General features: G+C 70.2%; 12 protein-coding genes and 2 tRNA genes. 6 read left to right on the top strand and 8 right to left on the bottom strand.

Annotated features, from left to right (window positions below; genetic code table 11):
* The first annotated feature begins 6 nt into the window (after window positions 1–6).
* Window positions 7–1014 (top strand): ribosome small subunit-dependent GTPase A, encoded by a 1008-nt coding sequence (gene rsgA / locus JK363_RS03925; RefSeq protein ID WP_201871399.1) that lies wholly within the window; start codon window positions 7–9, stop codon window positions 1012–1014.
* Window positions 1015–1120: 106 nt separating this feature from the next.
* A complete protein-coding gene (locus JK363_RS03930) occupies window positions 1121–1444 on the top strand; it encodes a DMT family transporter (RefSeq protein ID WP_201871401.1) in 324 nt (107 codons plus the stop codon).
* Here the strand turns inward: JK363_RS03930 and JK363_RS03935 are convergent.
* The gene (locus JK363_RS03935; RefSeq protein ID WP_201871403.1) at window positions 1389–2072 is read right to left on the bottom strand and encodes a TetR/AcrR family transcriptional regulator; all 684 of its coding nucleotides are present in this window, start codon (window positions 2070–2072) and stop codon (window positions 1389–1391) included. The genes JK363_RS03930 and JK363_RS03935 overlap by 56 nt on opposite strands.
* Window positions 2073–2208: 136 nt before the next feature.
* Here JK363_RS03935 and hisN point away from each other — a divergent pair, with 136 nt between their 5' ends.
* Window positions 2209–3003, top strand: a complete 795-nt coding sequence (gene hisN / locus JK363_RS03940; protein WP_201871406.1) for a histidinol-phosphatase — start codon at window positions 2209–2211, stop codon at window positions 3001–3003.
* Between the two features lie 191 nt (window positions 3004–3194).
* Window positions 3195–3587: a CBS domain-containing protein gene (locus tag JK363_RS03945; protein ID WP_201871688.1), complete on the top strand. Its 393-nt coding sequence runs from the start codon at window positions 3195–3197 to the stop codon at window positions 3585–3587.
* Window positions 3588–3665: 78 nt separating this feature from the next.
* Here the strand turns inward: JK363_RS03945 and JK363_RS03950 are convergent, their stop codons facing one another.
* A complete protein-coding gene (locus tag JK363_RS03950) occupies window positions 3666–5132 on the bottom strand; it encodes a catalase (protein ID WP_201871407.1) in 1467 nt (488 codons plus the stop codon).
* Between the two features lie 161 nt (window positions 5133–5293).
* Here JK363_RS03950 and JK363_RS03955 point away from each other — a divergent pair, with 161 nt between their 5' ends.
* Window positions 5294–5710, top strand: a complete 417-nt coding sequence (locus JK363_RS03955; RefSeq protein WP_201871408.1) for a Fur family transcriptional regulator — start codon at window positions 5294–5296, stop codon at window positions 5708–5710.
* Between the two features lie 96 nt (window positions 5711–5806).
* Here JK363_RS03955 and JK363_RS03960 read toward each other — a convergent pair.
* From JK363_RS03960 to JK363_RS03975, 4 genes are all read right to left on the bottom strand, one after another.
* Window positions 5807–5880 (bottom strand) — tRNA-Met (locus JK363_RS03960).
* A 113-nt stretch (window positions 5881–5993) separates the two neighbouring features.
* Window positions 5994–7832, bottom strand: coding sequence for a tetratricopeptide repeat protein (locus JK363_RS03965; protein ID WP_201871412.1), 1839 nt, complete (start codon window positions 7830–7832; stop codon window positions 5994–5996).
* A gap of 181 nt (window positions 7833–8013) precedes the next feature.
* A tRNA-Met gene (locus JK363_RS03970) sits at window positions 8014–8087 on the bottom strand.
* A 68-nt stretch (window positions 8088–8155) separates the two neighbouring features.
* The gene (locus JK363_RS03975) at window positions 8156–11113 is read right to left on the bottom strand and encodes a UPF0182 family membrane protein (protein WP_201871689.1); all 2958 of its coding nucleotides are present in this window, start codon (window positions 11111–11113) and stop codon (window positions 8156–8158) included.
* Between the two features lie 137 nt (window positions 11114–11250).
* Between JK363_RS03975 and JK363_RS03980 the strand changes: the two genes are divergently transcribed.
* Window positions 11251–11814: a PPA1309 family protein gene (locus JK363_RS03980; protein ID WP_201871413.1), complete on the top strand. Its 564-nt coding sequence runs from the start codon at window positions 11251–11253 to the stop codon at window positions 11812–11814.
* A 94-nt stretch (window positions 11815–11908) separates the two neighbouring features.
* Here the strand turns inward: JK363_RS03980 and JK363_RS03985 are convergent, their stop codons facing one another.
* The gene (locus JK363_RS03985; protein WP_201871414.1) at window positions 11909–12997 is read right to left on the bottom strand and encodes a YlbL family protein; all 1089 of its coding nucleotides are present in this window, start codon (window positions 12995–12997) and stop codon (window positions 11909–11911) included.
* 62 nt (window positions 12998–13059) lie between these two features.
* Window positions 13060–13239, bottom strand: coding sequence for a hypothetical protein (locus tag JK363_RS42105; RefSeq protein WP_307821594.1), 180 nt, complete (start codon window positions 13237–13239; stop codon window positions 13060–13062).
* Window positions 13240–13335: the final 96 nt, after the last annotated feature.

Raw genomic sequence — 13335 nt, forward strand, 5'->3', positions numbered from 1 at the left:
GCCGCCATGCGCCGCTACGGCAAGCACACCGACGAGGACGACGTACGGGTCCGCCCCAACCGCAAGGGCAACCGTCCGCGCACCAACATCCGCCCCAAGCACGAGGACGCCGCCGAGGGCTTTGTGCTGACGATCGACCGCGGACGGCTCACCGTCCTGGTCGAGGACCGCACCATCATCGCCATGAAGGCCCGTGAACTGGGCCGCAAGGGTGTGGTGGTGGGCGACCGGGTCGCGATCGTCGGCGATCTGTCCGGCGACAAGGACACCCTGGCCCGGATCGTCCGGGTCGAGGAGCGGTCCTCGGTGCTGCGCCGGACCGCCGATGACGACGACCCGTACGAGCGGGTGGTGGTCGCCAACGCCGAGCAGCTGGCCATCGTCACCGCGCTCGCCGACCCCGAACCCCGGCCGCGGCTGATCGACCGCTGTCTGGTGGCCGCCTTCGACGCGGGTCTGGAGCCGCTGCTCGTCCTCACCAAGTCCGATCTGGCCCCGGCCGACACCCTGCTCGGGACGTACGAGGCGCTCGGCGTGCCCTATGTCGTCACCAACCGGGAGGAACTGACCGACGGCCAGGCCGCCGACCGGGTGCGGGAGCGGCTCGCGGACCGGATCACGGTCTTCGTCGGCCACTCCGGCGTGGGCAAGACGACCCTGGTCAACGCACTGGTACCGGACCGTAAACGGGCCACCGGCCGGGTGAACGCGGTCACCGGCCGCGGCCGCCACACCACTACCTCGGCGCTCGCCCTCCCCCTGCCGGACGACAAGGGATGGGTGATCGACACCCCGGGGGTGCGCTCCTTCGGACTGCACCATGTGGATCCGGCGCGGGTCATCCACGCCTTCCCCGACCTCGAGCCGGGCACGGCGGACTGTCCGCGCGCATGCAGCCATGACGAGCCGGACTGCGCGCTGGACCAGTGGGTGGCCGACGGCCACGCCGGCCCCGCCCGGCTGTACTCGCTGCGGCGGCTGCTCGCCACCCGGGAGCGGCGCGAGGGGGACTGACCCGGGCCCCCGGCCACGTTTGCCACCCACCACGGGAGGTAAATGGATAATCGCATCAAGGCGCACTCCGGCGATGGCGGCCGTCAGCGGTACGGGAGGAGTCTGTATGGCGTGGCTGCTGGTCGTGGTCGCCGGGCTCCTCGAGACCGGGTTCGCCGTCTGTCTCAAGCTCTCGCACGGCTTCACCCGCATCTGGCCCACGATCGCCTTCTGCGTGTTCGCCCTCGGCAGCTTCGGGCTGCTGACACTGTCGCTGAAAAAGCTGGACGTGGGCCCGGCGTACGCGGTGTGGACGGGGATCGGGGCGGCCGGCACCGCGATCTACGGCATGGTCTTCCTCGGCGATCTGGTCTCCACCCTCAAGATCGTCTCCATCACTCTGGTGATCGTCGGGGTAATAGGGCTCCAGCTCTCCGGCTCGGGGCACTGAGCGCCGCCGAGGCCAGCGCGCCGCGCACCACCGTCGCCACGTCCGCCGCCGGGGCGGGGGCGACCACATAGGCCAGTGCCAGCCGCGCGGCCGTGTCGCAGGCGCGGACCAGCTCCCCCGGCCCGCCCCACGGCCACTGGCTTGCCAGCAACCGCACCGACCGCTCCCGCACCTGGCCCAGCAGCTCGACCGGCGAGGGCAGCGGCGCCATGGTCTCCGCCCGCTCCGCGGCCCGGGGCCGCAGGGAGCGCGACGGCCGCGGGGGCGCCGGGTCGAGCCGTAAGGGCGCGGGCAGCCGGTCTTCCCAGCAGCCCGTGAGCACCGCCCGGACCAGCGGATTCTCGGTCGCGGCACGGACCGTCCAGACGGCCGCGGCGGCCAGCCGCTCCCCCGGGTCCGCGGGGCCGGGCGGCTGGGTGAGCGCCTGTTCCACCCCGCTCAGATACGCGTCCGCCTCGCGCCGTACCAGGGCGCGGGCCAGTCCGTCCTTGCCGCCGAACTCGTTGTAGAGGGTCTGCCGCGAGACCCCGGCCGCGGTCGCCACATCGACCATCCGGACCGCCGCCCACGAGCCTCCCGCGAGCGCGGTGTAGGCCGCGTCCAACAAGGATTCGCGCGCTGCGGGCACCGCCACCTCCCCGGCCGGGTGCGGACAGAATTGACGGATCGACACACATAGTCAAGGGATCCCGTGCGCTCCGACGCACCGGGACGCGCCCGCGCCCCTGTGGATTCGGCTCATTCCCTGTCGATACTGTTCGGCCATGCCCGACTACCACGATGACCTGCGTCTCGCCCATGTCCTGGCCGACGCCGCCGATGCCACGACCATGGAGCGGTTCAAGGCCCTCGACCTCCAGGTCGAGACCAAACCCGACATGACCCCGGTGAGCGAGGCCGACAAGGCGGCCGAGGAGCTGATCCGCAGCCAGCTGCAACGTGCCCGGCCACGTGACGCGGTGCTCGGCGAGGAGTTCGGCAGCGAGGGCAGCGGACCCCGCCGCTGGGTGATCGACCCGATCGACGGCACCAAGAACTACGTCCGCGGAGTCCCGGTCTGGGCCACCCTGATCGCGCTGATGGAGCGCGGCGAGGGCGGCGACCGACCGGTGGTCGGGGTGGTCTCGGCTCCGGCGCTGAGCCGCCGCTGGTGGGCCGCCGAGGGGCTCGGGGCGTACACCGGACGGAGTCTGTCGTCCGCCAGCCGGCTGCGGGTCTCCCAGGTGACCCGGCTCGCCGACGCCTCGTTCGCGTACTCCTCGCTCAGCGGCTGGGAGGAGCGCGGGAAGCTGGACGGCTTCCTGGAGTTGACCCGCGCCTGCTGGCGCACCCGCGGCTACGGCGACTTCTGGCCGTACATGATGGTCGCCGAGGGTTCGGTGGACATCTGCGCCGAGCCGGAGCTGTCGCTGTGGGACATGGCGGCGAACGCGGTGATCGTCCAGGAGGCGGGCGGCCGCTTCACCGGGCTGGACGGGGTGCCGGGGCCGAACAGCGGTGACGCGGCGGCGTCCAACGGACTGCTCCACGGCCCGCTGCTGGATCACCTCCGGTCCTGACGTCCCCGGGGGCGCTTCGGGGCCCGCTCAGACCCTCAACCGGCGCGCAGGAGCCAGGAAGTGGCAGTTCCACTTCCGCGCGCCCTTGTTGAGTCCGCCACGGCATGTGAACATGAGAATCCAGGACCTTGTGAATTTGTGAATCCATTCACACTCATGGATTCACCAAGGAGGTGGCTCCATCCATGCCCATGTACGTCCGTGACGCCATGAGCTCGGTGGTCCTCACCATCGGCCCCGCACATACGCTCCGCCAGGCCGCCCGGCTGATGTCGGCCCGCCGGGTCGGATCGGCCGTCGTGCTCGACCCCGACACCAGCGGACTCGGCATTCTCACCGAGCGCGACATCCTCAACTCCCTGGGCGAGGGCCAGGATCCGGACCTCGAGACCGCGCACTCCCACACCACCGCCGACGTCGTCTTCGCCGCCCCCGGGTGGACGCTGGACGAGGCCGCCCGCACGATGACCCACGGCGGCTTCCGCCATCTCATCGTGCTCGAGGCGGGCGACCCCGTCGGGGTGGTCTCGGTGCGCGACATCATCCGCTGCTGGGCTCCGGTCCAGCAGCCCGCGATGGCCTGAGGCACCCGGCCCGAGGCACGCGGAGAGGCCGGAGCCCACTGGCGTCCGGCCTCTCCGGTTCGGTACGGCAAGCGCCCCTCAGCCGCGCAGGGCCTGGACCGCGGCCTCCAGCCGCTTGCCGTAGTCGGCATCCGCCCTGCGGAAGTTCTCGATCGCCCGCAGCGCGATGTCGTCGCGCGACACCTGCGCGATGAAACCCGCCAGGTTGGCGATCAGACGCTCCTTCTCCTCGTCCGACATCAGCCGGTAGAGGGTGCCCGCCTGGACGAAGTCGTCGTCCTCGGCGTGCGTGGGAGCCGCATGGTCACCGGTGTGGCCGGAGACCGCGACCGGCTGCCACAGCGGCCTGCCCAGCTGCGCCGGACCGCCGAAGCTGTTCGGCTCGTAGTTCTTGGCGCCCGCGTGACGGCCGTCGTAGAGGAAGCCGTCCCGGCCGTGGGTACGCGCCTCGGTGGCGTGCGGACGGTTCACCGGCAGGTGGTCGGCGTTGATGCCGACGCGGTAGCGGTGGGCGTCGCCGTAGGCGAACAGCCGGCCCTGGAGCATCTTGTCCGGGGACGGGCCGATGCCCGGCACCAGATGGGCCGGCGAGAAGATCGACTGCTCGACTTCGGCGAAGATGTTCCGCGGGTTGCGGTTGAGTTCGAGCTTGCCGATCTCGATCGGCGGGTAGTCCTCGTGCGGCCAGACCTTGGTCAGGTCGAAGGGGTTGAAGCGGTAGTCCGCCGCGTCCGCCGCGGGCATGATCTGCACCTGGACGGTCCAGCTCGGGAAGTCCCCGCGCTCGATGGCCTCGCGCAGATCGCGCTGGTGGCTGTCGGGGTCCTTGCCCGCGATCACCTCGGCCTCTTCCGAGGTGAGGTTCTTGATGCCCTGGTCGGTCTTGAAGTGGTACTTGACCCAGAAGACCTCACCGGCGTCGTTGTTCCACTGGAAGGTGTGCGAGCCGTAGCCGTTCATGTGGCGGTACGAGGCGGGGATACCGCGGTCGCCGAACAGCCAGGTCACCTGGTGGGTGGACTCGGGCGACAGTCCCCAGAAGTCCCAGACGTTGTCCGCCTCCTGGGAGCCGGTGTACGGATCGCGCTTCTGGGTGTGGATGAAGTCGGGGAACTTGATGGCGTCCTTGATGAAGAACACCGGGGTGTTGTTCCCGACGAGGTCGTAGTTGCCCTCCTCGGTGTAGAACTTCAGCGCGAAACCGCGCGGGTCGCGCACCGCGTCCGCCGAGCCGAGACTGCCCGCCACCGTGGAGAAGCGCAGGAACGTCTCGGTCTGCTTGCCGACCTCGGAGAGGAACGTCGCGCGGGTGTAACGCGTCACATCCGCGGTCACCGTGAAGGTGCCGTACGCACCGGCCCCGCGCGCGTGGACGATCCGCTCCGGGATGCGCTCGCGGTTGAAGTGGGCCAGCTTCTCGATCAGGTGCTGGTCCTGGATCAGACCCGGACCGCCGCTACCCGCCGTCTCGCTGTTCTGGTTGTCCGCCACCGGAGCGCCGGACTCCGTGGTCAGTGGACCGCCGATGTTGCCCTGGACCGTCACGTGCGCCTCCCGCGTACTCGTGTGGTGACCCTCGGTCTGGAGTGAGCACCACCCTACATTGGACTTTGTCTAAGTCAAGAACGCATGGAGACTGATACCGGATCCGGCCATGGACTCACCCGCTGCTACCCTTGTCCTTATCTGACTGATAGGTGAATGGCATGAGTGACCTGCTGGAACGGCTCCGGGGACGCGGCTGGCGACTGACCGCGCAGCGACGTGTCGTCGCCGAGGTCCTCGACGGGGACCATGTGCACTACACCGCCGACGAGGTTCATGCACTGGCGGCCGGCCGCCTGCCCGAAATCTCGCGCGCCACGGTGTACAACACGCTCGGTGAGCTCGTCTCGCTCGGCGAGGTGATCGAGGTCAGCACCGACGGACGGGCCAAGCGCTACGACCCGAACGCCCACCACGCCCACCAGCACCTGGTGTGCGCGCGGTGCGGCACGATCCGTGATGTCCACCCCACCGGCGACCCACTGGCCGACCTGCCCGCGCGGGAGCGCTTCGGCTTCGCGGTCTCCGAGGTCGAGGTGACCTACCGCGGGCTCTGCCCCGACTGCGTGGCCGCCTGACGCCCTGGGGGTGCCCCGTGCGTCGCGGACATCCCCGAGCCGTCCCCGAGCATGACGAAGGGCCCGGATCCTGAGGATCCGGGCCCTTCGCTCTCGTAGCGGGGACAGGATTTGAACCTGCGACCTCTGGGTTATGAGCCCAGCGAGCTACCGAGCTGCTCCACCCCGCGTCGGTGTGGACCAACCTTAACCCGCGGCCGACTCTCGGAGCAAACCGGTTACCCCCGCGCCACCCGCGCGCAACGGGACGGCCCCGGACCTGCCCTACGGCGTAGCCGGACGGCTACGCCGTGAGCTCCTGTTGCAGCGCTTCCCGCAGCCGGGCAGCCCGCTCGGTGACCTCCGCGGGCCCCAGCTCGACCGCCCGCGCACACCACCGCTGTCCCTCGGTCAGCGCACCGCGGCGGGCCGCCAGCAGCGCGAGCCGCAGCGCGGCGCGGCCGTGTCCGGCCCCGGCCGCGCGCGTCCACCACAGGGCGGCCTCCGGCTCGCTGCCCTCGCGGGCCAGCAGCAGCCCGAGGTTGAACGCGCCGTTGCTGCTGCCCGCCTCGGCGGCCATCCGGTACCAGCGCGCGGCCTCGACCACATCGCCCCGGGCGGCGGCGAGCATGCCCACCCGCACCTGGGCGCGGCGGTGGCCCTGGCGCGCCGCGCGCTCGTACCACTCCTCGTACTCGGGGACGGTGCCGTCGTCGGCCGCCGGGGCGGGGAACCGCGTCCCGGACGAGGTGCCCAGAGCGGTGCCGGTGGCCGTGGGGTCACCGCCGACCGCCGAGCGGTCGAGCAGCGCGGCCAGCTGGAATGCGGCCTCGGCGCTGCCGCCGCCCGCGGCGCAGCGCAGATGGCGCTCGGCGGCCTGGCCGTCGCCGTCCCGCAGCTGCGCGATGCCGACCTGGAGCGCCGCCTCGGTGTGCCCGGCCGCGGCGGCCCGCTCGTACCACTGCCGGGCCGCGTGCTCCTCGTCCCGGCCCGTGTGGAGGATCCCCAGGTTGAACGCGGCGTCCACGCTGCCCGCCTCGGCCGCCTTGGAGAACCACGGCTCGGCGCCCGCCGCGTCGCCCCGTTGCAGCAGCAGGACGGCGACCGCGTTGGCGGCCTCGCGGTGCCCGGCGTAGGCCGCGCGGCGGTACCACTGCTCGGCCTGGGCGGTGCGGCCCTGCTCCGCGCAGAGCAGACCGAGGTTGTACGCGCCGTTGATGTCGCCCGCGTCGAGGGCGGCGCGGTACCAGCGCTCGGCGGTCTGGGTCTCCCCGCGGTCGGCGTGCAGCGCGCCGAGGGCGTTCGCCGCGTTGCCGTCGCCGTCCTGGGCGGCACGGTGCCACCAGACGGCGGCGCTGTCGGTGTCACCCGCGTCCCGCAGCAGGAAGCCCAGCGCACAGGCGGCACGGGCCTCGCCGTCCTTGGCCGCCGTCAGATACCAGCGCCCGGCCTCCTGGGCCTCACCGCGCTTCTCCAGCAGCGTGCCCAGGTGCAGGGCGGCGCGCCGGTGGCCGCGCGCGGCGGCCTGCCGGTACCACTGCTCGGCCTCCTCCGGTTCGGCCTCGGCGCCGCCCCGGCGCGGCTCGCCCTCGGCCGCCGCCTCGTCCTGGTGGTGGTCGAGGATGCGGGCGAGCCGGTAGGCGGCCTCGCGGTGGCCGCGCTCGGCGGCCGTACGGAACCAGCGCTCGGCGCCGATGTCGCTGCGGTGCTCGAGCAGATCGGCGAGGGCGTACGCGCCCAGCGTGTGGCCGGACTCGGCGGACTGGCGCAGCCAGTACTCGGCGGCGGGCTCATCGCCCCGCTCGCGGTGGTGGCGGCCCAGGGCGTGGGCGGCCGCCGCCGACCCGGCGACGGCGGCGATCCGCCACCAGCCGGCCGCCTCGTCGGCGTAGCCGCGCTGGTGGAGGAGGACGCCGAGATTGTTGGCAGCCGCGCGGTCGCCCTCGGCGGTGGCACCCCGCAGATACGGCTCGGCGCCATCGAGATCGCCCCGGCGCAGCAGCAGCGCACCCAGTGCGCTCATCGCGGCGGGGTCGCCCGCTTCGGCGGCACGGCGGTGCCGGGTCTCTTCCTCGGCATCGTCATGCGTGTGCGCAAAACGCCCTGTCTCCAACAGACTGACCCTGTCCCCCATATATCCCATCGTGACATCACTCGTATCCGGCGTACACCTGGTATACCGCAGCCGAGGAGGTCACTTCAGCGTTTTGTCGACTTGCCCACAGAGAGACAACCCAAACGCTTGTATCCGTGTTCCCCGAGTGGACACTCACCGAACACACAACGAGGCCCGGATCCTTGCGGATCCGGGCCTCGTGTGTCAGTAGCGGGGACAGGATTTGAACCTGCGACCTCTGGGTTATGAGCCCAGCGAGCTACCGAGCTGCTCCACCCCGCGCCGTTGTGCGGCTACCGTACCACGGCGCGGGGGTCGGCCGCTCATCCGTTCTCCCAGGTCGGCGCGGGTCAGCCGCCCTTGCTCCCGGCGCTCTGACTCTTCGGCTCGTTCTGCTTCCCATCGTCCGGCTGCTGGTTCTTCCCTGCCTTCTCCTGGGCCTTGGCGGCCCGGTCCAGCGCGTCCTTCAGATCGTCCTGGGCCCGGCCGTAGGCCTCCCAGTCCTGCGGCGACTCCTGGAGCGCCTTCTGACCGGCTTCCCACGCCTTGTCGGCGTCCTTCAGGGCCTGCTGGAGCGTCGGGTTGGAGCTCGACGGCGGCTTCTCCTCGCCGTCGTCGCCGGAAGGCGGTTTCTCCCCGCCGTCGCCGGACGACGCACCGAACACCGCGTCCAGCGCCTCGCCCAGAGTGTCCTTGAAGACGGGCTCCTTGCCGTTGTACGAGACACCCACCTTCTTCAGCAGCGGGTAGTTGGCGCTGCCGCCCCGGGCGTACACCGGCTCGATGTACAGGAAGCCGCCGTTGAGCGGGACCGTGAGCAGATTGCCGTACTCGATGTCGGAGTCGGTGCCCCGCAGGTTGCGGACGAACTCGGCCACTTCCGCATTGCCGTTGAGCTTGCTCTGCACCTGTTGCGGCCCCGGCACATCGCTGGTGACCTTCAGCAGTCTTATCGTGCCGTAGTCCTTGCTGTTGGCATCGGCGTCGACCGACATGAAGGCACCGAGGTTGGGCCGGCCGCTGGGCGTGAAGGTGGTGGTCAGCGAGAACGTCTGGTCCTGCTGACCGGGCATCTTCATGCTCAGGTAGTACGGCGGGACCGCGTTGCCCTCCTCGCGCTGGGTCGGGTCGTCCGGGACCTGCCAGGCGTCACTGCCGCTGTAGAACTGCTTGGGGTCGGTGACGTGATAGCGGGTCAGCAGCTCGCGCTGAACCTTGAACAGGTCCTGCGGATACCGCAGATGCTCCATCAGCTCGCCGCTGATCTCGCTCTTCGGCTTGACCGTGCCCGGGAACGCCTTCTCCCAGGTCTTGAGCACCGGGTCCTTGCGGTCCCACTCGTACAGGTCGACCGAACCGTCGTAGGCGTCGACGGTCGCCTTCACCGAGTTCCGGATGTAGTTGACCTTGTTCTGCTGGGCGACCACCGAACGGTCGCCGTCGCTCAGCGAGTCGGCCGTGCTGTCGCCCAGGGTCGTGCGCGAGGCGTACGGATAGCCGTTGGTCGTGGTGTAGGCGTCCACTATCCACTTGATCCGGCCGTCGACCACCGCCGGATAGGCGTCACCGTCGATGGTGAGCCAGGGCGCGACCTTCTCGACGCGCTCCTTGGGCGTGCGGTTGTACAGGATCCGCGAGCCCTCGCCGATGGCTCCCGAGTACAGGATCTGCGGCTCGCCGAACGCCAACGCGTAGGCCGCGCGGTTGACCGGGTTGGAGAGACTGACCCCGCTCTTGCCGCGGTAGCTGGTGGTCTTCTCGCCGTCGTCCTCGTAGTCGAGCTCCTTCTGGGGCCCGCCGACGATCGAGTACTGGTCGGTCTTCTCGCCGTAGTAGACCTGCTGGCGATAGGTGGGGAGCCGGCCCTTGGTCGGCAGTCCGGCCTCGGTGAACGCCGGGGCGCCCTCCTGGTCCGCCTGGGGGTCGGGGTTGGTCCCCTTGGCCGCCACCACACCGTAGCCATGGGTGTAGGTGAAGTGGTCGTTGATCCAGTTCCGCTTGGGGACGCCGTCGAGGTTGAGCTCGCGCACACCGACGACGGTGTCCTGGTCCTTGCCGTCGGGACCCTTGTAGCGGTCGACGTCCAAGGTGGAGGGGAACTGGTAGTACTTGCGCTTCTGTTCCAGCTGCTGGAACGTCGGCGAGACGACGCTCGGGTCGATCAGCCGGTAGCTGGCGGTGGAGTCCGCGACCTGCCGCAGCTTGGCGCCCTTCGCGCCGCCCTTGTCGTCGGTCCTCCCCGAGTAGTCCGCCACCTCGGAGTCACCGATGCCGTACGCCTTGCGCGTGGCGTCGATGTTCTTCTTGATGTACGGCGCTTCTTTGGCCTGCTCGTTCGGCTGGACCTGGAACTTCTGCACGATCGCCGGGTAGAGCCCGCCGATCAGGACCGCCGAGAGCACCATCAGCCCGAAGCCGATCACCGGCAGCTGCCAGGTGCGCCGCCACAGGGTGGCGAAGAAAAGCACCGCGCAGATGGCCGCGATGCAGAACAGGATGGTCTTGGCGGGCAAATACGCCTGGGCGTCGACATAGCGCAGCCCGGTCCAGTTGTCCGTCGCCTTGAAGTCGCTGGACTTCACCGCCAGGGCGTACCGGTCCAGCCAGTACGCGACGGCCTTGAGGGCGACGAACACCCCCATCAGCACCGACAGATGGCCGGTGGCCGCACCCGTCGCGCGGGCGCCCGGGCTGGTGATCCGCAGACCCCCGTAGAGGTAGTGCACCACGGCGGCGGCGATCAGGGAGAGCACCGTGGCCGCGAAGCCGAAGCTCAGCAGAAAGCGGTACCAGGGCAGATCGAAGGCGTAGAACGCGACGTCCTTGTGGAACTGCGGGTCCTTCTGGCCGAACGGCACCCCGTTGACCCACAGCAGCCAGATCCGCCACTGACCGGCCGCCGAGGCGCCCGCGATCAGACCGACCAGCGCGGTGACCGCCAGCAGCACCCACTTCTTGAACGGGGCGATGCCCATCCGGTAGCGGTCGAGGCTCTGCTGCTCCAGGGACATCGCGCTGAGCGGCGGCCGCAGCCGGTGCGCCAGCCAGATGTTGAGCCCCACGGCCACGGCCATCAGCGCGCCGAAGACGGCGAACAGCCCGATCTTGGTCTTCAGTGTGGTGCTGAAGACGGAGGAGTAATGAAGTGAGCGATACCAGAGCCAATCCGTCCAAAACCCGGCAAACATGACAAAGAGCATGGCAAGCACGGCCAGCACGCCCAGGGTCATGAGCAGGGTCCGGACCCGCCGGGACGGTCGGCCGACTCTGATCCGCGGTCCCGTCGGGCCCCCGCCGCGGTCCGGCATCTGGAAAGCCAAGGTGCGCACCTCGAAGTTCGCTGTCGGTGTGTACGGGCCCGGATACAGGAGGGCCCACCTGATGCAACTTACTCAGGCTTTACTCAGTTCCCGTTTCCGGGTCCGATCAGGGCACGATATGCACCATGTCCAACGCAACCCCCGGAAGCGCCCCGATGGCCGCCAATCCGCTGACCCGAGCCGTCCTCGAGATCGACGAGTACGCCTCCGGGCTCGGCTGGAACCAGCCCGCCCGGCTTTTCGCCCTCGTCGACACCGCCCGGCTGCGCGCCCAGGAGCCCGGTCTGGCCACCCAGCTCGGCCTTGACGAGCAGAGCGGCGAGACCACCTCGCTCACCCCCATCGAGCAGGACGAACTGCCCGCGCAGACCCCGCTCGACGAGTTCCTCGCCACCATCGCCTGGCCCGACGCGGTGATCGGCTGCGCCATGACCGTGGAGCGGCTGATGCTGCCGCCGTCCGCCGAGAACGCCGTGCCGGAGGGCATGGACGAGGCCCAGCTGGCCTCGTGGGTCGCCGGTCACCCGGGCCGCCAGGAGGTCCGGATGACGGTCGCGGTGCTGCGGGACGGGGAGCGCGAGTCGGCCGTACGGCTGCGCGAGAAGGACTCCCCCACCGAGGTGCTGACCGGCGCCGGTCTGGTGCCAGGACTCGCGGAGGCGCTGAGCGCCACCTTCGCCACCGACTGACGGGACCCCCGGCGCCGGGACAGCGCGCCGGGCGGCGCCCTCGGAGCGCCGTCTCAGCTCGCTCCCGGCGCGCTCCGGCCCGGTCCGCCGCCGTTCAGCTCGTCGTGCACGCCGGCAGACCGTCGGTGTCGCCCTGGCGGATCTTCTTGAGGGCCTTCTGCGCGTCATCGATGGTGTGCACCTTCACCAGCCGCAGACCGCTGGGGACGTCCTTGGCCGCGGTCGCGCAGTTCTCCTTGGGCGTGAGGAAGTAGCGCGCTCCGGCCTCGCGGGCGCCGATGGTCTTCATCTGGATCCCGCCGATGGGGCCGACCACGCCCTTCTCGGTGATGGTGCCGGTGCCCGCGATGAACTTGCCGCCGGTCAGATCGCCGGACGAGAGCCGGTCCACGATGCCCAGCGCGAACATCAGACCCGCGCTCGGCCCGCCCACGTCGGCCAGCTTGATGTCGATCCGGAACGGGAAGGTGTAGTCGTTCCCGGCCGTGATGCCCACGATGGCCCGGCCGCCCTTGGCCTTCGTGGTGGTCACGGTGACGCGCTTCTCACCGGAGGGCTTCTCGCCGCGCTTCTCCGCCGCGGCGGCCGCCTTGGCCGGGATCACCGAGAAGACGACCTTCTGACCGGGCTTGTGCTTGGTGACCAGCTTGGCGATGTCCTCGGGGCCGCGCACCGCGGTGCCGTCCACCGACTTGATCACATCGCCCGCGTGCAGCCTGCCCTGGGAGGGGCTGCCCTTGCCGACAGTACCGACGATCACCTGCGAGGAGACGGGCTTCTTCAGTGCCCTGAGGGCGGCGACCTTGGCGGCCTCCTGGGACTCGGTGAACTCCTCGGCGTTCTGCTGGTTCACCTCGTCCGGCGTCTTGTCGTCCGGGTAGAGGGTGTCGTGCGGGACCACCACGTCGTCGTGGGCCAGCCAGCCGTACACCGCCTCCACGAGGTTCATCTTGTACTCGGAGCCGGTCACGCGGACGGTGGTCATATTGAGGTGACCGCCGGTGGTCTCACAGCCCTTGTGGCCGGAGATCTGCAACACGCACTCGCCTTTGTGCTCCCCCAGGGTGTTGTACGTGGGTCCCGGTGACATCTCCGCGTAGGGCACCGGGAGCAGCAGACCGGTGCACATCAGCGCGATCAGCATCAGGAGGGAGGCGAGCATCGTCGCGGTGCGGCGTGGCATGGAACGACAGTACGGGACGCGTGTGTCAGTCCACCCCTGGGGCCGTCCGTACGAGTGCGGCTTCAGGCGGCGTCCGAAGGGGAATGCTGCCGCTCCATGGCTTCGCGGAATCTCGCGTACCCGGCCAGTTCTTCGACGTCTCCCCCGCTTGTCCGCTTCGCGGCGCGAGCGGCTATGCCGGCGTATATCGCCGCGACTATCGCCGCGAGTACCGGAATGAGCAGCCAGAGCAGTACGCCCACAGCGGCCTCCCGTCCCCTCGTAAGACCCGCGACCGGAACCGCGACTGACAGATGAGCAGATTAATCCTCCGCTCCGTCAACGCTCAGGGCAGGGTG

Source organism: Streptomyces coffeae, from assembly GCF_016741875.1.
In the GTDB taxonomy this organism is placed as follows: domain Bacteria; phylum Actinomycetota; class Actinomycetes; order Streptomycetales; family Streptomycetaceae; genus Streptomyces; species Streptomyces coffeae.

Bases quoted from the DNA above. Each gene is read 5' to 3' on its own strand.
- hisN (WP_201871406.1), top strand. From the start codon at position 2,209: ATGCCCGACTACCACGATGACCTGCGTCTCGCCCATGTCCTGGCCGAC.
- JK363_RS03945 (WP_201871688.1), top strand. From the start codon at position 3,195: ATGTACGTCCGTGACGCCATGAGCTCGGTGGTCCTCACCATCGGCCCC.
- rsgA (WP_201871399.1), top strand. From the start codon at position 7: ATGCGCCGCTACGGCAAGCACACCGACGAGGACGACGTACGGGTCCGC.
- JK363_RS03975 (WP_201871689.1), bottom strand. From the start codon at position 11,113: ATGCCGGACCGCGGCGGGGGCCCGACGGGACCGCGGATCAGAGTCGGC.
- JK363_RS03985 (WP_201871414.1), bottom strand. From the start codon at position 12,997: ATGCCACGCCGCACCGCGACGATGCTCGCCTCCCTCCTGATGCTGATC.
- JK363_RS03980 (WP_201871413.1), top strand. From the start codon at position 11,251: ATGTCCAACGCAACCCCCGGAAGCGCCCCGATGGCCGCCAATCCGCTG.
- JK363_RS03955 (WP_201871408.1), top strand. From the start codon at position 5,294: ATGAGTGACCTGCTGGAACGGCTCCGGGGACGCGGCTGGCGACTGACC.
- JK363_RS03930 (WP_201871401.1), top strand. From the start codon at position 1,121: ATGGCGTGGCTGCTGGTCGTGGTCGCCGGGCTCCTCGAGACCGGGTTC.
- JK363_RS03965 (WP_201871412.1), bottom strand. From the start codon at position 7,832: ATGGGATATATGGGGGACAGGGTCAGTCTGTTGGAGACAGGGCGTTTT.